At 45.0% G+C, this 25103-nt stretch carries 24 protein-coding genes; 5 read left to right on the top strand and 19 right to left on the bottom strand.

The genetic code is table 11. The features are described from left to right. The first annotated feature begins 94 nt into the window (after window positions 1–94). The 3 genes from ompR to RAH45_RS00740 all read left to right on the top strand — a co-directional run bounded on the left by ompR (window position 95) and on the right by RAH45_RS00740 (window position 2018). Window positions 95–853 carry an osmolarity response regulator transcription factor OmpR gene (gene ompR, locus RAH45_RS00750; RefSeq protein WP_068407795.1) on the top strand — a complete coding sequence of 253 codons (759 nt, stop codon included), beginning with the start codon at window positions 95–97 and terminating at the stop codon, window positions 851–853. 128 nt (window positions 854–981) lie between these two features. Beyond that, window positions 982–1467, top strand: coding sequence for a winged helix-turn-helix domain-containing protein (locus RAH45_RS00745; RefSeq protein ID WP_305935888.1), 486 nt, complete (start codon window positions 982–984; stop codon window positions 1465–1467). A 44-nt stretch (window positions 1468–1511) separates the two neighbouring features. Then, the gene (locus RAH45_RS00740; protein WP_192992684.1) at window positions 1512–2018 is read left to right on the top strand and encodes an IS630 family transposase; all 507 of its coding nucleotides are present in this window, start codon (window positions 1512–1514) and stop codon (window positions 2016–2018) included. Between the two features lie 53 nt (window positions 2019–2071). On the opposite strand, the gene RAH45_RS00735 is transcribed toward RAH45_RS00740, so the two are convergent. From RAH45_RS00735 to ubiG, 4 genes are all read right to left on the bottom strand, one after another. Further along, entirely contained in the window at window positions 2072–2338 is a 267-nt protein-coding gene (locus RAH45_RS00735) for a DksA/TraR family C4-type zinc finger protein (protein WP_198327953.1), read from the bottom strand. A 162-nt stretch (window positions 2339–2500) separates the two neighbouring features. Next, entirely contained in the window at window positions 2501–3337 is an 837-nt protein-coding gene (locus tag RAH45_RS00730; RefSeq protein WP_227678260.1) for a YciK family oxidoreductase, read from the bottom strand. Between the two features lie 94 nt (window positions 3338–3431). Further along, on the bottom strand, window positions 3432–4142 hold the full coding sequence (locus RAH45_RS00725) for an HAD family hydrolase (protein ID WP_306495379.1): 711 nt from the start codon (window positions 4140–4142) through the stop codon (window positions 3432–3434). Between the two features lie 73 nt (window positions 4143–4215). Then, window positions 4216–5076, bottom strand: coding sequence for a bifunctional 2-polyprenyl-6-hydroxyphenol methylase/3-demethylubiquinol 3-O-methyltransferase UbiG (ubiG, locus tag RAH45_RS00720; RefSeq protein WP_306495378.1), 861 nt, complete (start codon window positions 5074–5076; stop codon window positions 4216–4218). Window positions 5077–5530: 454 nt separating this feature from the next. Here ubiG and RAH45_RS00715 point away from each other — a divergent pair, with 454 nt between their 5' ends. Beyond that, on the top strand, window positions 5531–6151 hold the full coding sequence (locus RAH45_RS00715) for a thiol:disulfide interchange protein DsbA/DsbL (protein ID WP_306495377.1): 621 nt from the start codon (window positions 5531–5533) through the stop codon (window positions 6149–6151). Window positions 6152–6269: 118 nt separating this feature from the next. Here the strand turns inward: RAH45_RS00715 and yjgA are convergent, their stop codons facing one another. The 8 genes from yjgA to mazG form a co-directional block, all read right to left on the bottom strand. Further along, window positions 6270–6782 (bottom strand): ribosome biogenesis factor YjgA, encoded by a 513-nt coding sequence (yjgA, locus tag RAH45_RS00710; protein WP_198327950.1) that lies wholly within the window; start codon window positions 6780–6782, stop codon window positions 6270–6272. 118 nt (window positions 6783–6900) lie between these two features. Continuing rightward, window positions 6901–7860 carry an RNase adapter RapZ gene (gene rapZ, locus RAH45_RS00705; RefSeq protein WP_198327949.1) on the bottom strand — a complete coding sequence of 320 codons (960 nt, stop codon included), beginning with the start codon at window positions 7858–7860 and terminating at the stop codon, window positions 6901–6903. A 41-nt stretch (window positions 7861–7901) separates the two neighbouring features. Beyond that, the gene (panC, locus tag RAH45_RS00700) at window positions 7902–8804 is read right to left on the bottom strand and encodes a pantoate--beta-alanine ligase (RefSeq protein WP_198327948.1); all 903 of its coding nucleotides are present in this window, start codon (window positions 8802–8804) and stop codon (window positions 7902–7904) included. A 96-nt stretch (window positions 8805–8900) separates the two neighbouring features. Beyond that, the gene (panB, locus tag RAH45_RS00695) at window positions 8901–9701 is read right to left on the bottom strand and encodes a 3-methyl-2-oxobutanoate hydroxymethyltransferase (protein ID WP_198327947.1); all 801 of its coding nucleotides are present in this window, start codon (window positions 9699–9701) and stop codon (window positions 8901–8903) included. A gap of 111 nt (window positions 9702–9812) precedes the next feature. Then, window positions 9813–10361 (bottom strand): 2-amino-4-hydroxy-6-hydroxymethyldihydropteridine diphosphokinase, encoded by a 549-nt coding sequence (folK, locus tag RAH45_RS00690; RefSeq protein WP_198327946.1) that lies wholly within the window; start codon window positions 10359–10361, stop codon window positions 9813–9815. A gap of 42 nt (window positions 10362–10403) precedes the next feature. Continuing rightward, window positions 10404–12716, bottom strand: coding sequence for a polynucleotide adenylyltransferase PcnB (gene pcnB, locus RAH45_RS00685; protein ID WP_198327945.1), 2313 nt, complete (start codon window positions 12714–12716; stop codon window positions 10404–10406). A gap of 164 nt (window positions 12717–12880) precedes the next feature. Then, complete coding sequence (locus tag RAH45_RS00680) at window positions 12881–13282, bottom strand: ComEA family DNA-binding protein (RefSeq protein ID WP_198327944.1); 402 nt, start codon at window positions 13280–13282, stop codon at window positions 12881–12883. After that, window positions 13269–14144: a nucleoside triphosphate pyrophosphohydrolase gene (gene mazG, locus RAH45_RS00675; protein WP_198327943.1), complete on the bottom strand. Its 876-nt coding sequence runs from the start codon at window positions 14142–14144 to the stop codon at window positions 13269–13271. The genes RAH45_RS00680 and mazG overlap by 14 nt, the downstream gene beginning before the upstream one ends. 177 nt (window positions 14145–14321) lie before the next feature. Here mazG and RAH45_RS00670 point away from each other — a divergent pair, with 177 nt between their 5' ends. Next, a complete protein-coding gene (locus tag RAH45_RS00670) occupies window positions 14322–15809 on the top strand; it encodes a phosphohexomutase domain-containing protein (protein ID WP_227678261.1) in 1488 nt (495 codons plus the stop codon). A 149-nt stretch (window positions 15810–15958) separates the two neighbouring features. Here the strand turns inward: RAH45_RS00670 and RAH45_RS00665 are convergent, their stop codons facing one another. The 7 genes from RAH45_RS00665 to lpdA form a co-directional block, all read right to left on the bottom strand. Next, window positions 15959–17347, bottom strand: a complete 1389-nt coding sequence (locus tag RAH45_RS00665) for a UDP-glucose/GDP-mannose dehydrogenase family protein (protein ID WP_193029924.1) — start codon at window positions 17345–17347, stop codon at window positions 15959–15961. An 87-nt stretch (window positions 17348–17434) separates the two neighbouring features. Continuing rightward, window positions 17435–19099, bottom strand: coding sequence for a glucose-6-phosphate isomerase (pgi, locus tag RAH45_RS00660; protein ID WP_068407819.1), 1665 nt, complete (start codon window positions 19097–19099; stop codon window positions 17435–17437). A 3-nt stretch (window positions 19100–19102) separates the two neighbouring features. Then, window positions 19103–19984, bottom strand: coding sequence for a UTP--glucose-1-phosphate uridylyltransferase (locus RAH45_RS00655; protein WP_068407821.1), 882 nt, complete (start codon window positions 19982–19984; stop codon window positions 19103–19105). Window positions 19985–20036: 52 nt separating this feature from the next. After that, window positions 20037–21083 (bottom strand): UDP-glucose 4-epimerase GalE, encoded by a 1047-nt coding sequence (galE, locus tag RAH45_RS00650; RefSeq protein ID WP_102077760.1) that lies wholly within the window; start codon window positions 21081–21083, stop codon window positions 20037–20039. A gap of 121 nt (window positions 21084–21204) precedes the next feature. Next, window positions 21205–22080, bottom strand: coding sequence for a succinate--CoA ligase subunit alpha (gene sucD / locus RAH45_RS00645; RefSeq protein ID WP_068407825.1), 876 nt, complete (start codon window positions 22078–22080; stop codon window positions 21205–21207). 178 nt (window positions 22081–22258) lie between these two features. After that, window positions 22259–23425, bottom strand: coding sequence for an ADP-forming succinate--CoA ligase subunit beta (gene sucC, locus RAH45_RS00640; protein ID WP_068407827.1), 1167 nt, complete (start codon window positions 23423–23425; stop codon window positions 22259–22261). A gap of 193 nt (window positions 23426–23618) precedes the next feature. Then, window positions 23619–25070, bottom strand: a complete 1452-nt coding sequence (gene lpdA / locus RAH45_RS00635; protein WP_068407828.1) for a dihydrolipoyl dehydrogenase — start codon at window positions 25068–25070, stop codon at window positions 23619–23621. Window positions 25071–25103: the final 33 nt, after the last annotated feature.

Raw genomic sequence — 25103 nt, 5'->3', positions numbered from 1 at the left:
TTTTTTGAATTCTATTTTTATTAACAAAGATATTAACCCTTGTATTTTTAATCACAATTTCTACCAATAATAATTTTTATAAGAGGATGACTGTATGACAGATAATAACAGCCCTGACACCTTAAACCAGCGTATTTTGGTCGTTGATGACGATGCACGCTTGCGCTCTTTATTGCAGCGTTTTCTAGAAGACGATGGTTTTGTCGTTCGTACCGCTCATGATGGCAATCAAATGGACAAATTGATGCAGCGTGAGCTGTTCTCATTGGTGGTATTGGATTTGATGCTGCCAGGCGAAGACGGTATTAGTATCTGTAAGCGTTTGCGTGAAGATAATGGCGATATACCGATCATCATGCTGACGGCCAAAGGTGGCGATGCCGATCGTATCGCTGGCCTTGAAGCCGGTGCTGATGACTATTTGCCAAAGCCATTTAACCCAAAAGAGTTGCTCGCTCGTATCAAGGCGGTGCTGCGTCGTCAAAATCGTGAACTGCCGGGTGCGCCAAGCCATCAACTTGAAGTGGTTGAGTTTGGACCATGGACGCTTGATTTATCGACCCGTACCCTGAAACGTGATGGCAATGTGGTTACTTTAACAACCGGTGAATTCTCGGTATTAAAAGCCTTGGTGCAGCATCCGCGTGAGCCGTTGACGCGTGATAAATTGATGAACCTTGCTCGCGGCCGTGAATGGGGCGCGATGGAGCGTTCTATCGATGTGCAAGTATCACGTTTGCGCCGCCTGATTGAGGATAATCCGTCACAGGCGCGTTATATCCAAACCGTTTGGGGCGTCGGCTATGTATTCGTACCCGATGAAGCAGAAGTTGAAGCCGCTAAAAGTGAATAGCTTTAGCATTCAGTGTTGATACTATTTAATGCTATAGAAATTAATGCAATAAAAAAGCCCTGCACATTGATTGCAGGGCTTTTTTATTGTTCTAATACCAAACCCAAAATATATAGTATCATCCACTTATGACTATACCAATACATAACCTAGAAGACCATGACTTTGGCAAACACTCAAAGACTGAGCGCAATCCCAGAGCCCGACTACGCCTGCTCATCTTATACCAATATAGTATGGGCAAAGCCACTAACGATATTGCCAAAGACCTCTGCATACATCCTGAAACTGCCAGACGGACATTGAAGCGATATTATGAACGAGGACTTGAAAGTCTCTACGATCGTCATCGTCGAGGTCGTCACAGCAAATTGGCAGAAGCAGACACAGCCGCTTTTAAAGCCATGATAGTCTCTGAACAAGAAAAGCGAGCTGGCGGTCGTCTAACAGGCAAAGACATTCAGCAATTGGCTAAAGAACACTACAACGCTCACTACACCGTTAACGGTATCTACGAGCTACTCAAGCGTATTGATATGAGTTGGATAAGTGCTCGTAGTCAGCATCCAAAAGCCGACATACAAGCTCAAGACGCTTTTAAAAAAACTTTATAGCACAGGTTAAGGCGTCACTGCCTACTGATGTAAGCCTAGATCAAGTGGACATCTGGTTTCAAGATGAAACTCGAATAGGACAACAAGGCTCATTGACCAGAGTTTGGCACTATCGCGGTGGGCGACCTCGACTGATCAAACAGCAACAGTTTCATTCCGCTTATCTGTTTGGTGCCTTTTGTCCAGCGACAAAGAAGGCGGTCGGCTTAGTACTGCCTTTCGTTAATAAACACACCATGTTATTGCATATGCAAGAGATTAGTAAAGCCGTTCCAAAAGGACGTCATGCGGTGGTGGTGATGGATGGCGCATTATGGCATCAACCAAGCTTGAATCAGGCTAATGTCACTATGCTTAAACTACCGCCTTATTCACCTGAGCTGAATCCTTCTGAGAGAGTATGGCAGTACCTTAAGCAAAATGAGTTATCTAATCGTTGTTATGACAGTTATGAGGCTATTGTCGATGCCGCTTGCTTGGCTTGGAATAATTTGCTTAAACAGCCACAAAGAATTCGGTCGTTAACTGCTCGTGCTTGGGCACAACTTTAATTTTTGGGTTTGGTATAACTATTGGTTTAACGCTAAATATTTAGTACGTAAGCCTAACGTAATTGACTGTCCTTACTACCGCGGCGATTAAATAACTCGGTCGCCCTTGCTTCTTTTTCAAGCTCAGACTGACAGCTAACACAGTGCTGCACACCCGGTACCGCTATGCGCCGCGCTTCTGGAATGGGATTGCCACACTCATCACAAAACTCAGCGCTTTCACCGGTCGGCAGTGAGCGCCGTGCGCGTTCTAACGCATCGTTAACCGTTGCATCCATTTGCTCATGTTCTGCTCCATCTCTTGACCAGCCACCTGCCATAATCGTATCCTATTTTTTATTAATGCTATTTAGGTCTTAATTGATAAAAGTCTTTAATAACAAATAGATGGGTCTACATAACGTTTATTTCAATAAATAAGCGGTTTTATCAATGATAAAAATAGCTATGAAATTATTGCTCAATAGAACTGTAGATGACGATTAGTCTTTTGGTTGCAGCTCAACCACTTGACCGCGTACGCCGATGCTTTCATCACTCATCAAAAACACATAACCGCCCATAATATCTTCTGGCGTTTTCAGGCTCATCGGATTTTCACCCGGAAAAGCATGAGCACGCATATTGGTACGGGTGCCGCCGGGGTTGATGCAATTGAAGCGTAAATTGGTGGTATTTTGCGTCTCTTGGGTAAATATATCACTCATGCCTTCTACCGCTTGCTTGGACAGTGCATAGGCACCCCAAAACGCGCGCGGATGGGTGCCAACGCTACTAGAAGTAAAGACGATAGAACCATGGGCGGCATCTTTAAGCAGCGGCAGTAGCGCTTGGGTGAGCATAAAGGTGGAAGTAAAGTTGACCTTCATCACTTGAGCAAACATATCGACATCGTACATCTCAAGCGGTGTCAAAGCACCTAGCATGCCAGCGTTGTGCAATACCCCATCGAGCTGTCCGACTTCTTTTGCTATCAAATTCTCTAGCGTTTGCATCTCAGCATAAGTCGCACCTTCGAGATTCATCGGTAGCATGGCAGGCTGCTTGCCGCCAAAGCTTTCGATTTCATCATAAACGTATTCAAGTTTGCTACTGGTACGACCCAACAGTAACACCGTCGCACCGTAACGCGCATAGGTCAAGGCGGCAACACGGCCGATACCATCACCAGCACCCGTGACCAAAATTGTTTTACCATCTAAGCAGTTATCAGGCGGTATAAAATTACGAATAGCGTCGTGCGATACAGATGGTACAGCGTTTTGCGCAACTGCTTGATTGGCTTGCTGCGGCGTAGGCGGATTAGTATTGTCACTCATGGCATTACTCACTGCTTATTATTTGATGATTTAATAGGTAGGTTGCTTATTAGCTATCTTGATGAATGGCTTATTTGCTTTATAAGTAGTTATTTTATAAATAGTCAAACTTACCTGAAGCAAGTAAAAGCTTACTCAACTCTTTAGGGCTATCGGTAATGTAGTCAGCACCCCATTTCTTTAAGTTTTTTTGATCTTCAGGCGGGATATAACCATAGGCAGCTAAAATGGTTGTCATACCAGCGGCGTTGCCCGCTTCGATATCGCGTATATGGTCGCCAATATAAAGTACGCTTTCAGCAGCGCCGCGCGGGATAGCGAGTTTTTCCAACGCCATATACATCGGCTCTGGATCTGGCTTAGAGCGTGATACATCATCAGGACAGACCAGTACCGAGCAGCGCTCATCTAACTGCATTGTTTCTAGCAAAAGCTCTGCTAAATAGCGCGGCTTATTGGTGACAATTCCCCACGGCACGCCTTTATCCTCTAAGGTGCGCAGTACTTCTTCAAGCTCGCTAAAAACACAGCTATCGACGCATATATCGGCTTCATAATCGTCTAAAAACTGCTGACGAAACTCAAGCAATGCCTCTTCACTAACCTCAAGTTGGCCGTTATGACGCAGCATCAAGCGTACCATCGACGAAGCGCCTGCGGAAACTTGCTCACGAATCTCAGCTTCAGGTGGTGCTTGCCAATCATTCTCGCCGCTCATTTTACCAATAATCCGGACGAAATCGGCGGCAGTGTCGATTAACGTCCCATCAAGGTCGAACAAGACAGCTTTTACAAATTGACTCATAACAGGCGCTCTTAATATTAATTTAAAACATGGATTTAAAAATTGGTTAAAAAGGAATACTCATAAAAAAAATTTACGTCAGCGGTTTTTGTACCGCCATCATATAATTGACATCGACGTTTTGCGCCAACCAGTAGCGTTTGGTCAACGGATTATAATGCAGCCCAATCATATCTTGACGGCTGAAACCCGTATTAATTGCCATTTTATCCAATTCGGCTGGGGTGATAAATTTGGCGTAATCATGGGTGCCGCGATCAAGTAGGCGCAATACATACTCAGCGCCAACGATGGCAAATAAGTAGGACTTAGGGTTGCGGTTAATGGTCGAGAGCACGCAAACGCCGCCTGGCGCTAGTAGCTTAAAACACGCCTCAACGATGGCAGTTGGGTCTGGTACATGCTCGAGCATCTCCATACAAGTCACCACATCGAACTGGCCGGCATGGGTTTCAGCCAATTGTTCAATCGGAATGTGCTGATAACGCAAGGTATTATCTAAATTGCTTTGCTCAGCATGCAAGGCCGCCGCTTTGAGATTTTCTGTGCCAAGGTCAATACCAGTAACATCAGCGCCGCGTCGCGCCATTGATTCTGACAAGATACCGCCGCCGCAACCGACATCAAGAACTTTTTTACCCGCCAAGCCCAACTCTGCGATTTTACTGCTATCGGCACTCTTAAAGCCGTGCTTGACGTTGCCTTCTATCCAATTAAGGCGTAGCGGATTGATTTCGTGTAAGGTGGCAAAGGCGCCGGTTTTATTCCACCACTCGCTCGCCAAATTGTTGAATTTTTCTACTTCGCTGGCATCGACATTAATCGCCGTGTTTTGATTGAATTCGTTAGCAGCATTATTACTATTGCTCATATTGTCAGTAGGATTGTTTTGTTGATGATTCACAAGCTGCGCAGAAGGTAAAACTTGGCTCATAGGATTTTTCCTTTATTGGCATTATAGTTATTATCGGGAAGTATGATGCTACGCTCAATATTAGCATGAGAGCAGCAACTTTGTCGTGAGTACATCGTCACCGTTTGTGAAACGCGCAAATTATAGTCTTATGAGTCAGTTATTCTTATATTGAAAAAATTTGGCTTAACGACTTTGGATTGACGATCGGGCTGAAATTCAAGGTATAAAATAAGCGCAAAACCATAAGTAAGATACCTTAAATAATAGCTCACAGCTTTACAACCGTTAGTTAAGAATCGGGTTCACAACTATGGGCATTTTACGCTATTATAGGCAGTAGTCTATAAAAGGGTGATTTAGGCGACGCATTGCCGCTTAAACTTGTGAGACCTCTATACAAATGCGCTAAATGACTGCTGAATCGAACCTTCTGAAACAATTATTCTGAATCTCGACACCTCAAGGAAAAAGTATGAAACGTATCATCGCATTGACTGGTTTGGCTTGTGCTATTGGGTTTGCCAATATGGGCGCACAAGCCGCCAATTATGTCGCAGGAAAAGACTACCGCGTGCTAGACAACCCAGAAAAAATCAGCGGTGGGGCTATCATTGTGCGTGAATTCTTTTGGTATGGCTGCCCGCATTGTAACGTCCTCAATCCACATATGGAAAAATGGGCCAAAACCAAAGACAAAGACGTGGCATTTTTCAAAACCCCAGCCGCGCTAAACCCTGTTTGGGAAGCCAGCGCCCGTGGTTTCTACGCCGCGCAATTACTAGGCTATGAAGACAAAACCCATGACGCCCTATTTGATGCTGTGCATAAAGACGGCAAACAGTTATTTGACCAAGCATCACTGAGCAAATGGTACGCATCTAAAGGGGTGAATGAAAAGAAATTCAATAGTCTTTATAACTCATTTGCCGTTGGCACAAAAATTGGTCGCTCACAGGCAGGTGCTAAGCGTTATCAGCTTTCAGGCGTACCAGCAGTAGTCGTCCATGGTAAGTATGTGGTGACTGGTGAAAGCGCCACTGTTCCTAAAGTGGTTGATTATCTCGTTGATAAAGTACGTGCCGAGAAAAAATAATTTAAGATGTGTAAATTATTAAGAAAATGAACGTTTATAAAAATGCAAAAAGCCAATCTTTAACGATTGGCTTTTTTATAGGTCATGGTTTATAAATTAATATAAGCATTATTATTAATTAGCTTTTCAGCTGCGACAATATCGCCACTTCACGAATATAACTGGCCAAATCTTCTTTAGACTCCGCCATCAATTCATCGTCTTGTGTATGTTTGGCATATTCAATCCATAGCAGCAACTGATACAAACTATTACGCTCAGAGGCTTTGTATTGTTTTACAAACTGCTTTAGCGTGCCTTCATCATTGATGTTTAAGCGCTCAATCCAGCTTTCGATTTTAGAAATCTGCTCTTTTGGAAAAAAAGCATCGAACAAGGCTTTAACCAATTCATGGCGGTTTTCTTCACTGATGAGTTTACCGACCCGTTTGGTTTGACGATTGCGCGCATTGGCACTGGTAATATCAGCAAGCGCCATCAGCTCTGCCATAAAATAATCACTTGCCGGCAGTTTTTTAAGCTGCTTTTTCGATAAGCTGGCAAGCGGTATCGACAATGCCTGTAAGCGCTCATGAGCTTTTTTGAGCTCTGTGCGCGAGACGCGCATATCTTGTTCTGACCAGTCAATCATAAAAGCTTTCCATTTTTCGAGATAGTAAATAATAGAGTTTATTGCGTCTTGCTGATTATATTGCTTAAGCATTCATCGTAGCTAATAACCATTAATAATTAGCATTACTAACCTTGCCTTACCAACGATGTTTTTCGCGGTGCTTAGCGGTAACGCTCAAACCTTCGGGCAGATTGGTAGTCAATTTATCTTGCAAATGCTTGGTAATAAATACTGAGCGATGCTTGCCACCGGTGCAGCCAATGGCAACCGTTACCGTATGACGGTTGTTGTGTAAAAAATCTGGCAACCAGCGCGTCAAAAATGTAGCGATATCGTCAGTCATCTCTGCCACCTCTGGATAATCAGCAAAAAATTCAGCAACTTCCGCATCAAGCCCTGTCGCAGCGCGCAGTTTTGGGTTCCAATGCGGATTGGGCAAAATGCGCACATCAAAGACAAAGTCGGCATCGATTGGGCTGCCGTATTTAAAACCAAAGGATAACAGGTTAATGGCGATTTGATTGTCAGCGCCAACATAATCGCGCAGGCGCTCTTTTAGCTGATGAATATTTAGCATACTGGTATCAATTTTAAGATCCGCACGCCTAAATATCGGCTGTAAAAGCTGGTTTTCTTTTTCAATTGCCGCTGGTAAATTATCAGTGGTATTTTCTATACCTTTGCTATCTTGCACCATCAAAGGATGAATGCGGCGGGTGGCATTAAAGCGCGCCACCAAGATATCCTCTTGCGCCGTCACATAAATGACGGTGAGCGCCTCTTCGCCATACGTCCGCTTTAACGTATCGTGTATTTCGGCAAAATTGGACAAATCGGCACGCGGAGTGCGAATATCGACCCCAAGGGCGACGCGCTTAATCCCGCTATCACAAACCAGCTTTTGCGCCGCCTCAGGAACCAATGACAAAGGCATATTATCAATAGAATAATAGCCCAAATCCTCTAGGATATTGAGTACGGAGGTTTTGCCCGAGCCTGAGCGCCCTGACACCACCAAGATACTTAAACCATCTTTATGTGTCTGTGTCTGCTCGTTATTTGATTTGGCGTGCTCATTGTCCTTAGTTGTACTCATGATCCGTCATCCTTATACATTGCGTCTAGCCACTCCCGCGCTCATGACGGCAGTGTTACCGTCACTAGCTGATTGTCTAACAAGCGTGCACGGCCCAACCAAGCAGCAACTAAAATCACCAAATCTTGCTGACTTCCAGCGAAAGTTGTCGATTTTTCATCTATCTCTAAAGCATCAAGCTGCGCCGTTTTGACTTCTAAATAATCAATGATAAAACCTGCGGCAGTGATACGCGCGCTAGCCGCTGCTAATAAATGCTCAAGCCCTCGTTCGATATATGCGCCATTCATTAGCTGGTCGGCTAAGCGCTGTAATTCTTGATGAAGCATGGGAGCGATATTGCGCTCAGTTTCAGTTAAATACTGATTGCGCGAAGACAAAGCTAAACCATCAGCCGCTCGTACGATAGGTGCGCCAATGATTTTAATCGGATAACTTAAATCACGCACCAACTGCTGAATAATGGCCAACTGCTGATAGTCTTTTTGCCCAAACACAGCGACATTGGGCTGGACGATATTAAAGAGCTTTGAGACGACAATGCCAACGCCATCAAAATGACTTGGACGCGATTGGCCACATAACTGGCTGGTGATTGCGCCTGCTCGAACGGACGTTGGTGGCGGTAATACCGGATACATCTCATCAATACTGGGCGCAAATACGTAATCGGCAGCAACAGTAGTAAGTTTGGCAACGTCCTCATCTAACGTCCGAGGATAGCTATCAAAGTCTTCACCGACGCCAAATTGGGTAGGATTGACGAAAATACTCACCACCACAATATCGGCATGTTGTTTGGCAAGTTTAACCAACTCAAGATGACCGTCATGCAGATTGCCCATCGTTGGCACTAACGCAATACGCTGCTTGCCATTTTGCTGACCACGATAAGGGTTTAAGGCGTTACGCAACGCTGCGATGTGATGATAAATAATGGACATGGTTAATACGTTTTATCCTGACAGCTTGTTCTACTGATAATGGTCAAATCATTAAATCAAATACGGCTTACTTTAATACGATTTACTTTAATACGGCTAGCTAAATTGGTGCTGCTCAGTGGGAAAACTGCCGTCACGTACCGACTGCTGATACAGCGCAAAAGCCCCTTCAATACTACCTGCGCTATTACGCTCGTCAGTTAAAAAGTCATGGACAAAGCGCGGTACGCGGCCGTGCACCATGCCCAGCATGTCATGCATGACAAGGACTTGACCATCAGTAGCAGCACCAGCGCCAATCCCAATAACCGGCACAGCTACGGCTTCTGTAACTGCCTTCGCAAGCTCAGCGGGTACACACTCTAATACCAAAAGCGCTGCACCCGCCTCGACGACCGCTTTAGCATCAGTCAGCAGTTTTTCGGCTGCTGCATCACCGCGACCTTGTATTTTATAACCACCAAAGACATTGACAGACTGCGGCGTCAGTCCTAAATGCACACAAGTCGGCGTACCTGCTTGCGCCAAGGTTTTGACCAAATCGCAAAGCTCACTACCGCCTTCAATCTTAATCACGTGCGCGCCCGCCTGCATCAGCTTGCGGCTATTGGCCACCGCATCTGGGAGCGTCACATAACTCATAAACGGCAAATCCGCTAAAATCAACGCATGCTTATTACTACGGGCGATATTGGTTGTATGATAAGCCATATCATCAACGCTGACAGGCAAGGTTGAATCATGACCCTGTACTACCATGCCCAAACTATCACCAATCAAAATCGTATCGATTTGCGCGTTGTCCATCATACGCGCAAACATGGCGTCATAGCAGGTCAGACAGGTGAATTTAACACCGTCTTTTTTAAATTTATTTAAAGTAGATAAGGTTGTCATATGACCCTCAATGCGGTTAACTATTTATAGCTTTTGATATTTTAATAAAATGCACAGCCACTATCGTAGCATCCAACTTATTCATAATTCTACAGAGGCACTAAAGAGGCATTAATTCAGTTTTAATAGCTTTAGCCCCGTCCAATCGTCACTGGACGCATAATCCGTTATTGGTTTGTTTAAAATGATTAACTCTGGCGCCAACTCTCGCAGCGGCAGTAGGACGAAATTGCGCTCATGTAAGCCTGCGTGCGGTATCGTTAATTGCGGCTCTGAGATTTTGATATCCCCATACAATAAAATATCGACATCGAGGCTGCGCTCACCCCAGCGGCGCAAACGGGCGCGTTTGGCTTGTTGTTCTAGCGCTTGGCAAAATGCAAGCAGCTCAAACGCAGTTAAGGTAGTCTCAAAACCTACCACCGCATTGACAAAGTCAGGCTGATCTTGCGGTCCCATCGGCGCCGAAGCGTAGAAAGAAGACACTCGTACCGCTCGTATCTGCTTATTTTCTTGCATAGCTACGATGGCTTGCTGTAAATGCTCTACCGGCGAACCTAGCTCGTTTTCTAGATTGCTGCCTAAACCAACATAACAGGTAACCCAACTTATATCGTTACTACTTTTATTGGCATTGCTAGTTTCAAGGTGGCTGTTCATAGTTTTCACTGTGCTTTAGTGCTTTAAAATCGGCTTGTAAGCCTAACCGTTGCTAACGCTTGGCTGACGGCGGCGGCGTTTTGATGGAACCGGCCCTTTTTGCTCATTCATCTTGCTAGCGGCTGTTCGATTCTGAGCTTGAGTAGTCTGTTTCTTAATATTCTGTTTGGTTGCAGCAGCTTTTTTAGCAACAGACGGTGTATCCTCAGCAAAATATGATGCAGCTTTAGGCACTTTTTTCTCATACTTGGCCGTATTTACTACTTGCTCTTTATCGCTAGCTGGTTTTGCCGTTACGTTAAGCAAGTGATCAGCGTTATTTTTACTGTCAGTATTACTATTTTCCGCTATCGCAGTAGGTTGACGACGGCGACGTTTATACGGTATCGGCTCGTTATTTATGCTGACAAGCGCTGGCGTTTGGGCGACAGTACGCTTAGTATGGACATTAGTAGCAGCATTAGTATTGGCCGTTGTAGATAAAGCTGACTGGTCAAAATCGGCTTTGCTAGCAGCAGACTTGGTATCGACTGGTTTTGCTTTTGCATCCTGCTGCTGCGCTTGCTTATCAGCGTTGGCAGAGCTGTCAGATTGGCGTGCAACCCCTAATTTCTTAGATGACGTATTTTCAGCTTTTGGGCTTTGCTGCACAGGCGCTTGCTTTGATTTAGCATTAGATTTTGGCTGATCATCCGTTGGCAATTGCTTGCGTAATGGCGGAACCACTTTTTCATGCTCGATGACAAATAACGGTACAGGCTTGGCATCGTGGCGCTTATTTGCCGTTTGCTTGCCAGTATTCGCCAGGGATAACTGCTGCAATTGCGCCAGCTCATTATTATCTTGTGCTGCTTGCTGCTTATCATAGCCCTTATGATGACTATTATTGCTGGCACTATGACTGCCATTGTTATTAGCCTGCTGAGTAGACTGGCTGGCAGCGCGGCGGCGGCGCGGCGGCACGTTTGAGGCATCATTAGCCTGCTTGCTATGGGCGTTACCGTCTACATTATTTTGTTGATTGTTTTCTATGTGATTTACCTTATCATGGTTTGATGTGTTTAAAGCTTGCGGCTTTTGACGATTACGCCCGCGACCACGCTGCCCTTGTTTATAGGCACCACGACGGATATTCTCATCAAAATCATCAATCGCTTGATCTTGCTGCTGTTCGGTCAGGGTTTGATAGGTTTGCCACCACTCGCCCATGCCATTGGTCGACTCTGAAAGCGGATGTTCGGCATCACCGCACTGCTCACGCAATAGCAAGAAATCAAAACCGGCGCGGAAACGAGGATGCTCAGACAACTGGATAATTTGTTTGCTGCGCGGCGCCGCCAATTTTGGCTGTAATATCCAAATATCACGGATAAATTGTTCGGCAAATTTTGGAATGGCGGTCTTGATACGCTGACGGTCGATGACTTTGCCCGCTGCGTGCAGTTGCGCGTCAGCAAAAGGCATATTGCGTTTTTTGGCTTTTTCCAATTGATGAAGATAGTTTTCCCACAATAACGCGGCATAAAAGAAGGCAGGATTGATACTTTTACCAGCGGCGATACGTTTGTCGGTATTGATAGCGACTTGTTTGACCAAGGCACTTGGCTCAGCAGGCGGATAAATTACTAAACTGTCAATCGCGCCCGACTCAAACAATAACGGCAGTAGCGGCACTAAATAGCCACCGGTAAACATTTTTTGCGTTTCATCATAAAGACGATGCGGAGAAATTTGCTCCAGCAGCGCCCAATTGTCATCATGAAACTGGGCGGCGAGTTCGCTATCAAAATCAAAACCAAGCTTGGCTTTAAAACGCAGGGCACGCAGCAACCTGACCGGATCTTCTTCGATACGCGTCGGTGCATGACCCAATAGACGAATAACTTTATTATCGATATCTTCAAGCGCGCCGCAAAAATCATGTACCACGCCTTTGAGCGGTTGATAATAAAGGGCATTGATAGAAAAGTCACGACGGGCAAAGTCTTGTTTGATATCGCCCCAGACATTGTCGCGCAGAATCATCCCGTCTTGATTGGTATTAGAATTATTCAGTGGTGGTCCACGAAAGGTCGCCACTTCAATAAGTTCGCGCCCAGAGTAGACATGCGCCAATTGAAAGCGGCGACCGATAATACGGCAACGCTTGCCAAAGACGTCTTTAATCTCATGAGGTTTGGCATCAGTGACCGCGTCAAAGTCTTTTGGACGCAGGCCTAGCAAAGTATCGCGCACGCCGCCACCGACGATATAGGCATCAAACCCAGCTCGGGTTAGGGTGGCTATCACTTCGGTAATGGAATTGGGTAATTCAGATTTATTCAGTTCTAACTGCTTGGCGGCACGCTCGGCCATGCATCTACTCCTCGCCTTTATTCTTAACCACCCCGACGAACACAGCGTCTATCAGGCGGATGTACCCGCTAGTTTAACAAATTTTGACCATGGTGGGTGTGTTATGACATTTACTTACATGCTATTTTGTCAATATGGGGGTTAAATAATACAAAATAAAGCGCTTAATCTTGTACGCTTAAACGCTGGCGATTTCTCTCAACCGTTTTTGCGCCGATGCCTTTGACTTTCGTTAATTCTTCGACCGTTTTAAAGCCGCCAAACATCTCGCGATATAAAATAATCGCCTGCGCTTTACTGCTGCCAATACCGTTTAATGCCACCAGCTCGGCTTCTGTGGCGCGATTGATATTAATTCTAGTCTGCGTGCGCACTTGGCTTTGTGCTGCTTCTTGCGTCAATAGATAATGATAAGCGCTTTTAGCATTATCAAAACATGGTGCGGCAAGGGCAGGATGAGACAGCATCACCATGATAGAAAATATGCCTACTAAAAAAACGGCGGCATTTTTAAATAAATTAGCATGCTGCCATTTAATAAATAGGCTTTTATTAGTCGCGTTCATGCTGTTTCGCCGCTTCCCATAACGCATCCATCTCATTGATATCGCTATCTTCTAAACGCTTGCCAGCAGCCGCTAATTGCTCTTCTATATAACCAAAGCGTGATTTAAATTTATGTACACAGGTTAATGTTGCAGTTTCAGCATCGAGGTCGAGTTTACGGGCGACATTGACCAAGGCAAACATGCAATCGCCAAGCTCCCTTTCAATCTCTCTGATATTGGTTTTGATTTCAACTTGGGGCTTATCTAAAATCTCGGCCTTTAGCTCGGCAATTTCTTCATCGAGTTTATCAAATGCGCCGCTGACCCCTTCCCAATCAAACCCCAATTTTGACGCTTGTTTTTGCACTTCCTGCGCTTGCATCAACGCACTACCTGCCTTGGTATTATCCAAACGACGCTTCGGCTTGCCACGTGCGGCGCGAGCTTGGTCTTCCTGTGCTTTAATCTCATCCCAGCGACCTTTTACCGCAGCGTCGTCTTGTAGCGTTTCGGCTTCAAAGACATGCGGATGGCGGCGAATAAGCTTTTCTTGCAACGTGGTAATCACATCGCTAATATCAAAGCGCCCTTGCTCTGCGTACATCTGACAATGAAACACCACTTGCAAAAGCACATCGCCAAGCTCGCCCTTGATATCTTCGTCATCATCGCTTTGAACCGCTTCGCCGAGCTCATAGGCTTCTTCAATCGCGTACGGAATGAGGCTATGATTGCTTTGCTTTTTATCCCACGGACAATCTGCGCGCAGCCGTGCCATTAACTTTAATAAATCGTCTAACTCGCCAGTTGCTACTGGCGTTCCTTGTACAGGGTTGGGCGGCGTAATAGAAGTTAACGTTTGGTTGTTTAAGTCACTCATAAAATACTCTTATATTTTTTATCTTAGAAACGGATAATTATAAAAATGCTCACATAAAGTACCACTACGGCTTTATGACTCATTTGGTAGTTAGTGTATCATTGAACGCTTATTGACTTATAATCCTGTTATCACTCCCTCATTTTTTACTACGCACGCACAAGGAAGCTTATTATTATGTCCACTTCTGCGACTACTGGCTATCAGCCAGCAACAGATTTTCACCCTATTAGCATTCAGTCATTTAAAGCTTACGATATCCGCGGCGAGCTTGGCGTCAATCTCGATGAAGCTATCGCCTACCGTATCGGCCGTGCCTTTGCCCAAATTTTATTCGAGCGTTATCACAGTGCCGATAATGAGGCTACCGCTGAACTAAAAGACTTAAAGCCAGCTATCGTCATCGGTAGCGATATCCGCCACTCCAGTGAGCAGTTAAAACAAGCAACCATCAAAGGTATGCTCGATGCGGGTGTCGGTGTGATTGATTTGGGTATGACAGGCACAGAAGAGGTTTACTTTGCGACCAGTTATTATCAGGCGTTGGGCGGTATCGAAGTAACGGCTAGCCACAATCCGATTAATTATAATGGCTTAAAATTGGTCAAAGAGTATTCCAAGCCGATTAGCGCCGATGATGGCTTGGCAGAGATTCAAGCGTTGGCAGAATCGGGGCAATTTAGTACGGATAATCAACAAGGCGCATTACAATTACTAACGGATAAAAGCGCTTATATCAATCATGTCATGACGTTTATTGATGTTGATAAATTAAAACCGCTAAAACTGGTTATCAACTCCGGCAATGGTAGCGCAGGTCCCGTCGTTGATTTATTAATCGACAAGTTAGCACAAGCTGGCGCGCCAATTGAAGTGCTTAAATTGCACCATACGCCTGATGGTAGCTTTCCAAATGGCATTCCCAATCCAATGATTGAGGCCAATCGAACCGCCACTCAGCAAGCGGTGCTGGAAAACAAAGCCGATCTTGGCATTGCCTTTGATGGCGATTTTGACCGCTGTTTTTTATTTGATGAATACGGCGAATTTATCGATGGTAGCTATGTCGTTGGCATGCTCGCGCAAGCGTTTTTAAATAAATATGCGGGCGAGTCAATCGTCTATGATCCGCGAGTGATTTATAACACCGAAGCCGTCATTGATGAGCATAACGGTAAGGCGGTTATTAGCAAGTCTGGGCACTCATTTATCAAGCAAGTGATGCGGGATTCTGGCGCGGTTTATGGCGGCGAAATGTCCGCTCACCATTATTTTCGCGATTTTTTCTACTGCGATAGCGGCATGATTCCGTGGCTTTTGACCATTGAGTTATTATCGATTACCGGTAAAACCTTATCAGAATTGGTCAGCGGTTATATTGCAGCCTATCCAAGCTCAGGCGAGCTAAATTTTCACCTGACCACTCATGATGCGCCAGCCATTATTAGCGCTATCGAAGAGAAGTTTAGCGCCGAAAATCCAACCAAATCGATGCTTGATGGCTTAAGTTTAAACTTTGGCAAATGGCGTTTTAACTTACGCGCTTCCAATACTGAACCATTAATTCGCTTAAATATTGAAAGTCGCGGTGATGAGAATTTATTACAAACCAAAACCCAAGAGATTCAGCAATGGCTTGCTAGTAAAGGGGCGGTGCCTGCTTAACTTAAGTAATCATAATGCTAAGTAAAGACATTCTGAACTTATGAGAACGAAAAAGCGCCGGTTAATTTTTATATTAATCGGCGCTTTTATTTAGATTCAGTTCATTAGCTGCTTGTCTGCTACGCTTATTTTACCCTTGTTAAAAAGCTTTATTTGGCGCGACCAATCCCTATATAGTCACCGACCAAATCATCAACCTGCGTTCGCGACAGCGCATTGCGCGCATCGAATATCGGCAGCGCCTGCTCATTAAGCCTAGCAACATCTAGCTTATTTTCTGACAACCAGCTGATAATAAAAATCGCCTGCGCTTCATTAAGCTTTTGGTACGGACTGGCGATCAGTTCCAGTAGCGATTGCTGTCCATAGAGCTCGGCAAGCTCGGTTTGGGCTTTATCACTATATACCAGCGTGCGGATATTATAAGACCAGAGTAGCGCTAACAACGGATGAATAGCCGACTCTGCTGTCCGTCCCGAGCCCGCTTTATAACTACCGCCCCAAATCACCACGGTTTTATGGTCGATAAATCCATCAAAATATTGCCAAAACTTACGAAATATCAGCTCTTTTTGGTCTTCATTGATATTAATGACTGCCTGTAGTAACGGCATAGCTAGACTCTTTTCTGTACTGGACTGCTGCAACTTAACCAACTCTGTCGGTAGTGTATTACCACCAAAGCCCCAGCCTGCTTGCAAGTAGCTACTGCCTACGCGCTCATCAAGTCCCATAATGTGACTGACTTGCTGGATATCGACCTGTTGACTATCCGCCAAGCGCGACATCTCATTCATAAAGCTCACCCTTGTGGCAAGCATCGCCATGATACTACTACGGGCAAACTCTATAGTAGCAATATCTGCTTGATGAAACGCGCGCGCCTGTTGCATCAAAGGCTGTAGCATCGTTAAATGATGGCGGCTATTTGGCGTTTTTTCACCCAGCAACAACAATGATGGATTTAGCATTGAGCTGTACGCATCGCCATCTTTTAAGAATACAAATGGCACATAATAAACCCAAGCGCGCTGCAACTGCTTGGACAATGCGTCAACCGCGCCCAGCTGTTTAATGCCACTCATAATAAGCGGTAAGGTTTGCTGATGACTGTGGTTAAAGGCGGTAATCCAGCTGTCTGCTTGCCATACTGAGCGAATGCTGTCTAAAAATAACCAATATAGCGCAACTTGTTTTCTCTCACTATTATCATCCGTCTTTTCATAGTGCTCTAGCAGCTTACTCGCAGTAGTGGGCAAAGCGTAGCTGACAATCTGCTGCTGCTGCACGTACATCTGCCATAGCGCTTGCAAATGATGCTCAAAACCATATTGTTGTAATTGCTGCGTCAATACCTCTTTATCAGTATAAAGATGCACCGTATGACCAAGACTTGCCAGTACCACCGCACTGGTAATGGCCTCAATACTGTGACCGACGAGGACGCAAACACTGGTGTTTTTAGCGGCTTGGTTAAATGAATGTGGTGCGGATTGGTCGTTATCTGTCTGTTGTTTATTTATAGCGGCAGCGCTCATAAGATTACCTTTTATATTGCAAAGTTGGCAGAGTGGATAAGTGGATAAGCCAGTCGCATGATGCCACTAGCTACTAGCCATAAGCCATTAAGACAACAGCTTAATATGCTGCAATAGCTGATTGGTAGAGGTGTCGAATTGCGCATCGCCGCCTTGCTGCATGGCGGTATGCACCGACTCTGCCATTTTCTTGCCCATCTCAACGCCCCATTGATCAAACGGATTGATATCCCAAATGCTGGCCATGACATAAACCTTGTGCTCATAAAGCGCTATCAGCTCCCCCAAACTATGCGGGGTCAGCTCATCAATAAGGAGCGTGGTTGACGGCTGATTACCACGGTAATATTTGTATTTATCGGCATCAGAAGCCGCTTCAATATCCTTATCAGCAATAGCAGCATTACCAAAAGCTAAAACCCGACTTTGCGCTAAACAGTTTGCCAAAGACAATTCATGCTGCTGCTGTAGCGATTCATTTGTCGCATCATCACTATAACGGCGCACGCAAGCGATAAAGTCACAAGAGACCTGCTGCGTTCCTTGATGCAGAAGCTGATAAAAAGCATGCTGCGCATTGGAGCCAATCTCGCCCCACAAAATTGGACACGTATCATAATCAAGGCGCGCGCCATGCTGCGTCACCGATTTGCCATTACTTTCCATCTCAAGCTGGGTCAAGTAGCTTGGCAAATACTCCAAACGCCCATCATAAGGCAGCACGGTATGCGCATTGACTTGTAAAAAGGTACTATTCCAAACGGCGAGCAAACCTAATAATACTGGCAAATTCTCAGAAAAGTCTGCTTGGGCGAAATGCTTATCCATATTATGTGCGCCGGCTAGCAGCTCTTTAAAACCATTCATGCCAATACGAATAGCGATAGCAAGTCCAATCGCCGACCACAATGAAAAACGGCCGCCAACCCATTCCCACAGCTGCAATTGATGCTCAGGGTGAATGCCCCATGCAGTCATTTTTTCACAGTTGGCCGATACGCCGATAAAATGACGGCGCAAGACGCTTTCTTCCGTGCCAGCGCGTAGCTTTGCCGTAGCGAGTAACCATGACAGTGCTGTCTTGGCATTGGATAGCGTGTCAACGGTGCCAAAAGATTTGGAGGAGATGATAAATAAAGTGGTTTCAGGATTTAGGTGCTTGAGCAAATTATCAAGCTGTGTGCCATCCATGTTAGAGACAAAATGCACCTCGATAGCAGTATCTGCCCATTCATCAAGCGCGGTGGTCGCCATCAGCGGGCCTAAATCTGAGCCGCCAACGCCAATATTAACCACATCAGTGATTGCTTTGCCAGAAAATCCGCGCCATGTGCCGTTGCGTACCCGCTCTGACAATCTTTCTACCTGCGCCAAGCTCTCATGTACATCAGCGGCGACATTTTGCGTGCCAACTTGCAGCTGTTCTGTAGCTGGCAAGCGTAGAGCGGTATGCAGCGCTGCTCGCTTTTCACTGGTATTAACCATCGCCCCTTGTAACAAGGCATCGATACGGCCTGACAACTCGCAACTATTCGCCAAATTTAATAAATTTTCTAGCACCGCATCATTAATACACTGCTTGCTATAATCCATATATAGCGCGCCCGCTTGCGTGCTAAAGCGAGACGTCCGCTCATTATCCTGCGCGAACAATGGGGCAAGCGCCCACGGCTGCTCCGCTAACTTGGCTAAATGCTGCCAATACTTAGAGTGGCGGGCACTTTTATAGCCCTTATTATTTCTCTCATCCATTAGCTATTTATCATCCCTTAACTGCTGCTCGGCAAAATAGATAAACGCTTGCATATACGAGCGCATATCGCCTGCGTCATAACTATCGCCGCGCATGGTCGTCACATTAACGCCATATTTGCTAATCAAGGCATCAATGGCATCAGTCAGTTGAATCTCGCCGCCAACCGACGCTCTAGTATTGGCCAGATAATCAAATATATGATTGCTAAATACATAACGACCGACAACGGCCAATTTTGAAGGGGCATCCGCTAAATTTGGCTTTTCGACAAAACCGGCAACTTTAAAGCTCGCGTTTTTATCAGCTTGCTCGATTTCATGCGCTTGATTAAATGCTTCGTCTAATTGGGCAATACCGTATTTATGCACATCTTCATCTGCTACGTTATTGACCAATATTTGCGAATGCGTGTCTTTAGCAAAGGCCTCAATCATAAACGCCAAATTATCAGTCGTTATATCGGTGGTAAATGGATCGAGCACCACATCTGGCAACAGTACAGCAAAGTCATGCTCACCGATGATTGGACGCGCCGCCAATACCGCGTGCCCCAACCCTAGCGGTTTGCCTTGGCGTATCATAGACACCGTTACATCTTCGGGTAACCAATTTAAGCTATCAGCTAACGCGCCTTTACCTTTAGTGCGCAATTGATTATCCAATTCAGCATTGATATCAAAGTAGTTTTCGATGGCGCTTTTTTGCGCATGACCGACCAAAACAATATGTTTGATACCCGCAGCAATGGCTTCTTCAACGACATAATGAATAGCGGGACGATTACCAAGTGGTAGCAGCTCTTTTGGCACTGATTTCGATAACGGCAGCATACGCGTACCAAAGCCTGCGACAGGAATAACAGCGTGAGTAATTTTTTTCATAATTTTTAGACTGTATTTAAAAGTGTGAAATAAGAAACATGCTTAATCAATGCTAAGCGCTATGATAGCCATTCGGGTTTTTACTCTGCCAACGCCACGTATCTTCACACATCTCAGTGATAGATAGTGTGGCATCCCAACCTAGCAAATCTTTGGCTTTATCGGCGCTGGCATAGCAGCTGGCAATATCTCCTGCGCGCCGAGCAGAAAACTGGTAAGGAATATTTTGGCCTGATACTTCAGAAAAAGCCGTGACCAATTCTAAAACAGACGTTCCTTTACCTGTTCCCAGATTAATGGGTAAAAAACCTATTGAGCTGTATTTATCTCGACCTACTTGTTTCTGTAAGTAGTTAAGCGCTGCTACATGACCTTGGGCAAGATCAGTGACATGGATAAAATCGCGTACCCCCGTCCCATCGACAGTAGAATAGTCATTACCAAAAATACTAAGTTTTTCAAGCTTGCCAACGGCGACTTGCGAAATATAAGGCATTAAATTATTAGGAATATCATTTGGATCTTCGCCAATTTGCCCAGATGGGTGCGCACCTACGGGATTGAAGTACCTAAGTGGAATAAGATTCCAGCCATCATCGGTTGCCGCTAAGTCCTCTAAAATATGCTCGACCATCAGTTTGCTCTGACCATAAGGATTGGTGCAAGAACGCTTTGATTCCTCATTGATAGGCAAGGATTCAGGATCTCCATAGACGGTCGCAGAAGATGAAAAAACCAAATTCTTAACATCGGCTTCTTTCATAACTTCCAATAAAGCAATGGTGCCACTGACATTATTATTATAATACAGCAATGGCTTGGCCACCGATTCTCCAACGGCTTTTAGTCCCGCAAAATGAATCACACCAAAGAACTGATGCTCGGCGAAGACCTGTTTAAGTAGATCAATATCACGAATATCGCCTTCAACAAACTCGATGGGTTGATCAATGAGCTTGGATACGCGCTCAATAGCTTCACGGCTACTATTAGACAAATTGTCGTAGACAACAATATCATAGCCTGCTTCCTGTAAAGCTATACAAGTGTGTGAGCCAATATATCCAGCGCCACCAGTTACCAATATCTTATTTTTCATAATTGCTACATTTTAATCAAAGGAAAGTTATTTTTAGAATAAAAAAAGACACCCCATTGTAGGAGTGCCTTTGTTTTTTTTCAACGATGTTTTGGTATTAGACTAGCTATTAATACCTAAATTACCAACCGGTAACTTCTTTTAACTTATCGCCAATTTTTGATGGATCGCGAGTATAAGCAATACCAGCGTCTTCAAAGGCTTTAAATTTCTCTTCAGCAGTACCTTGACCACCAGAGATAATCGCGCCAGCATGGCCCATACGTTTACCAGCAGGCGCAGTCACACCAGCGATATAACCAACAACTGGCTTAGTTACGTGCTCTTTGATATAAGCCGCCGCTTCTTCTTCAGCTGTACCACCAATCTCACCGATTAATACGATGGCTTCGGTTTGTGGATCGTCTTGGAACAGTTTTAGCGCATCGATTTGGTTCATACCTGGGATAGGGTCGCCGCCGATACCGATACAAGTAGACTGACCAAAGCCAAGCTTAGTGGTTTGGGCAACCGCTTCATAAGTCAACGTACCAGAGCGTGAGATGATACCCACTTTACCGGGCAAATGGATATGGCCTGGCATGATACCGATTTTGCACTGACCTGGAGTGATAACGCCTGGGCAGTTTGGACCAACCATACGTACATCGCCTGCTTCTTCGATATAACGCTTGGCTTTTAGCATATCGATAGTAGGTACGCCTTCAGTGATTACGACGATCAATTTTACGCCGGCATCGACTGCTTCAACGATAGAATCTAGTACAAATGGCGCTGGTACGTAGATAACTGAAGCGTCAGCTTGGGTCGCTTCCATCGCTTCTGCCATGGTATTAAAGACTGGCAAACCTAGATGCGTTTGACCGCCTTTACCTGGGGTTACGCCGCCGACTACTTTAGTGCCGTACTCAATTGCTTGTTCAGAGTGGAATGTACCGTTTTTACCAGTAAAACCTTGTACCAATACTTTGGTATCTTTATCAATTAATACACTCATTATGTTTTCCTTATTCGGTTGTCTTGCAATAGCAGTTTTCTCGCTCACTTATCGTTAAATGTTAACGATTTATGCTTTTACTAAAAACTGCCATCACGCTGTGACTATAATGCTTAAGCGTCTGGTTAAGCGAGTTATGAATAAAACAGCGCTTACCCTCACGACTTATATTAAAGGCTTATGCTTTAACCGCATCGACAATTTTTTGTGCCGCGTCTGCTAGGCCTTGAGCTGAAATAATTTTCACATCAGATTGCTCTAGTAGCTCAGCACCTTTTTCAGCGTTATTACCTTCTAGACGGACAACGACAGGTACTTTTACGTTCACTTCTTTAACTGCTTCGATAATCGCTTCGGCAATCATGTCACAACGTACGATACCGCCAAAGATGTTGATGAGAACGCCTTCAACACTGCTGTCTTCTAGAATGATTTTGAACGCTTCAACAACGCGATCTTTGGTTGCACCGCCGCCAACGTCCAAGAAGTTAGCAGGTTTGCCGCCGTACAATTTGATGATGTCCATGGTCGCCATCGCAAGACCAGCACCGTTGACCATACAACCGATGTTACCTTCTAAGGCAACATAGTTTAGGTCAAACTCAGCGGCTTTAAGCTCGCGCTCGTTTTCTTGCGTTTTATCTTGTAAGGCTGCAATTTTAGGCAGGCGATATAAAGCGTTTGAATCGATACCGATTTTGCCATCAACACAAACGATTTCGCCATTTTCGCGAACCGCTAATGGGTTGATTTCTAATAATGCAAAATCATTGTCAACGAATGCTTGATAAGCGCCGCTCATCAATTTTACAAACTGGTTGATTTGCTTGCCTTCAAGACCCAGTTTAAATGCCACTTCACGTGCTTGGTAAGGCATTAGACCAACTAATGGATCAACGCTTACTTTAAAGATTTTTTCTGGAGTTTCGCTTGCGACTTCTTCGATATCAACGCCGCCTTCGGTTGATGCCATAAAAGTTACGCGACGCGTAGAACGATCAACAACTGCGCCAAGATATAACTCAGTTTGTACTGGGTACATATCCTCTGCAACCAAAACAAAGTTTACGGGTTGGCCTTCTGCGTCAGTCTGGAATGTAACCAGATTGGTACCGATAAGCTCTTCAGCAACTTGCTTTGCTTCTTCGCGAGTTTTAACGAGCTTCACACCGCCCGCTTTACCACGGCCACCAGCATGAACCTGCGCTTTAATAACCGCAATATCAGTAGGCGTTTTATCAAAAGCAGCAGCAGCTTCGTCGCCATTATGGGCGATGATGCCTTCTTGAATGGGCAAACCGTAGCTTTTCAATAGCTCTTTTGCTTGATACTCATGTAAATTCATTGATTGTATCCTTTATTTTTTACAATTAATAAAAAGTGAAAACAAGTGCAAGGCAGAATAATGCTGCCACACTTATGATGGCGGCGACCGTTATCATAATAGTGATAGCGGCCGCACCATCCGGTTAAACTTGATATTTACTCAAATGCTTTCATTTTAAGCAAGTTAATCTTAAGCAATTTAATCTCAAAAACTACTTACGTTTTTTACGCTGAATGGCATGAATCGCACGGCCATCTGCTGATAAAGCAGCTTCATGAACCGCTTCAGAAATGGTTGGATGCGCAAATGTCATCAACTGCAAATCTTCGATACTAGATACAAATTCCATCGCAATCATACCTTGATGGACAATATCGCCCGCACCAGCAGAAATGGCATGCATACCTAACAAACGATCTGTTTTGGCATCAGCAACAACTTTGATAGAGCCTTGTGCTTCACTTTGGGCAAGTGCACGGCCGTTCGCTGCTAGGTTAAATGAACCAGTTTTGACTTCATAACCCGCTTCAGTCGCTTCTTGCTCGGTCAAACCAACCCATGCAATTTCTGGATGGGTATAAATGACGTTGATAATGGTGTCATAGTTAACTTGTGCTTTTTCGCCATGAATGCGCTCAACCGCCATCATGCCTTCTTCCATGGCTTTATGCGCAAGCATAGGGCCACGAACCAAGTCACCGATTGCATAAACGCCGTCAAGGTTGGTTTTACATTGGTCATCGACATCGATAAGACCGCGTTCAGTCAACGTGATACCGCTGTCTGCGCCCAATAGTTTTTCAGAGTAAGCACGGCGACCGACACAAACGATCAGTTTATCAAAGCTTTCATCCGAGGCTTCGCCTTTTGCTTCGCTGGTCACGACAACTTGATCGCCTTTCACTTCAGCATTGGTTACTTTGGTATCAACACGGATATCAAGACCTTGCTTTTTCAGCATTTTACCCGCTTCTTTAGCGATGTCTTTGTCAGCCGCTGCTAGGAAGCTTGGTAGCGCTTCATAGACAACCACTTCCGCGCCCAAGCGGCGCCATACTGAACCTAGCTCAAGACCAATTACGCCTGCGCCAATGACGCCTAAACGCTTTGGTACTTCGGTGAAATCAAGCGCGCCAGTAGAATCAACAATACGGTCGCCATCAGTTTTTGCCACAGGAATATCGATAGGCACCGAACCTGCTGCAAGAATGACGTTTTTGGCGGTAATAGTCGTTTCACTTTCGTCTTCTAGGGCAGTAAATTTAACTTTTTTATCCGCACCTTTACCATCTTCTAACGTGCCCCAGCCTTGTAGCCAGTCAACGCCATTGCCTTTTAGCAATGCCGCCACGCCGCCCGTCAATTGCTTAACAATGGCTTCTTTACGGCCAATCATTTGCTCGATATCGATAGCAACGTCACCGGTGCTGATACCATGTTCAGCAAGGTCATGTTTGGTTGCTTCATAACGATGTGATGAATCAAGTAAGGCTTTTGATGGGATACAACCGACGTTTAAGCAAGTACCACCCAGTGCTGGCTCACCTTTATAAACGCGTTTTTCGATACAAGCCACGCTCATACCCAATTGACCTGCGCGAATAGCGGCTTCGTAACCACCAGGACCGCCGCCGATGACGACTAAATCATAATTGTCTTTCATAGTACGTTCCTATTTTTAATTTGGTTCTAATTT

The sequence above is a fragment of the Psychrobacter sp. van23A genome, from assembly GCF_030845275.1.
Lineage (GTDB): Bacteria > Pseudomonadota > Gammaproteobacteria > Pseudomonadales > Moraxellaceae > Psychrobacter > Psychrobacter faecalis.
The sequence above is the reverse complement of the archived record's forward strand: the minus strand, read 5'-3'. Positions and strand labels throughout refer to the sequence as shown.

Bases quoted from the DNA above. Each gene is read 5' to 3' on its own strand.
- ompR (WP_068407795.1), top strand. From the start codon at position 95: ATGACAGATAATAACAGCCCTGACACCTTAAACCAGCGTATTTTGGTC.
- RAH45_RS00745 (WP_305935888.1), top strand. From the start codon at position 982: ATGACTATACCAATACATAACCTAGAAGACCATGACTTTGGCAAACAC.
- RAH45_RS00735 (WP_198327953.1), bottom strand. From the start codon at position 2,338: ATGGCAGGTGGCTGGTCAAGAGATGGAGCAGAACATGAGCAAATGGAT.
- RAH45_RS00730 (WP_227678260.1), bottom strand. From the start codon at position 3,337: ATGAGTGACAATACTAATCCGCCTACGCCGCAGCAAGCCAATCAAGCA.
- RAH45_RS00725 (WP_306495379.1), bottom strand. From the start codon at position 4,142: ATGAGTCAATTTGTAAAAGCTGTCTTGTTCGACCTTGATGGGACGTTA.
- ubiG (WP_306495378.1), bottom strand. From the start codon at position 5,076: ATGAGCCAAGTTTTACCTTCTGCGCAGCTTGTGAATCATCAACAAAAC.
- RAH45_RS00715 (WP_306495377.1), top strand. From the start codon at position 5,531: ATGAAACGTATCATCGCATTGACTGGTTTGGCTTGTGCTATTGGGTTT.
- yjgA (WP_198327950.1), bottom strand. From the start codon at position 6,782: ATGATTGACTGGTCAGAACAAGATATGCGCGTCTCGCGCACAGAGCTC.
- rapZ (WP_198327949.1), bottom strand. From the start codon at position 7,860: ATGAGTACAACTAAGGACAATGAGCACGCCAAATCAAATAACGAGCAG.
- panC (WP_198327948.1), bottom strand. From the start codon at position 8,804: ATGTCCATTATTTATCATCACATCGCAGCGTTGCGTAACGCCTTAAAC.
- panB (WP_198327947.1), bottom strand. From the start codon at position 9,701: ATGACAACCTTATCTACTTTAAATAAATTTAAAAAAGACGGTGTTAAA.
- folK (WP_198327946.1), bottom strand. From the start codon at position 10,361: ATGAACAGCCACCTTGAAACTAGCAATGCCAATAAAAGTAGTAACGAT.
- pcnB (WP_198327945.1), bottom strand. From the start codon at position 12,716: ATGGCCGAGCGTGCCGCCAAGCAGTTAGAACTGAATAAATCTGAATTA.
- RAH45_RS00680 (WP_198327944.1), bottom strand. From the start codon at position 13,282: ATGAACGCGACTAATAAAAGCCTATTTATTAAATGGCAGCATGCTAAT.
- mazG (WP_198327943.1), bottom strand. From the start codon at position 14,144: ATGAGTGACTTAAACAACCAAACGTTAACTTCTATTACGCCGCCCAAC.
- RAH45_RS00670 (WP_227678261.1), top strand. From the start codon at position 14,322: ATGTCCACTTCTGCGACTACTGGCTATCAGCCAGCAACAGATTTTCAC.
- RAH45_RS00665 (WP_193029924.1), bottom strand. From the start codon at position 17,347: ATGAGCGCTGCCGCTATAAATAAACAACAGACAGATAACGACCAATCC.
- pgi (WP_068407819.1), bottom strand. From the start codon at position 19,099: ATGGATGAGAGAAATAATAAGGGCTATAAAAGTGCCCGCCACTCTAAG.
- RAH45_RS00655 (WP_068407821.1), bottom strand. From the start codon at position 19,984: ATGAAAAAAATTACTCACGCTGTTATTCCTGTCGCAGGCTTTGGTACG.
- galE (WP_102077760.1), bottom strand. From the start codon at position 21,083: ATGAAAAATAAGATATTGGTAACTGGTGGCGCTGGATATATTGGCTCA.
- sucD (WP_068407825.1), bottom strand. From the start codon at position 22,080: ATGAGTGTATTAATTGATAAAGATACCAAAGTATTGGTACAAGGTTTT.
- sucC (WP_068407827.1), bottom strand. From the start codon at position 23,425: ATGAATTTACATGAGTATCAAGCAAAAGAGCTATTGAAAAGCTACGGT.
- lpdA (WP_068407828.1), bottom strand. From the start codon at position 25,070: ATGAAAGACAATTATGATTTAGTCGTCATCGGCGGCGGTCCTGGTGGT.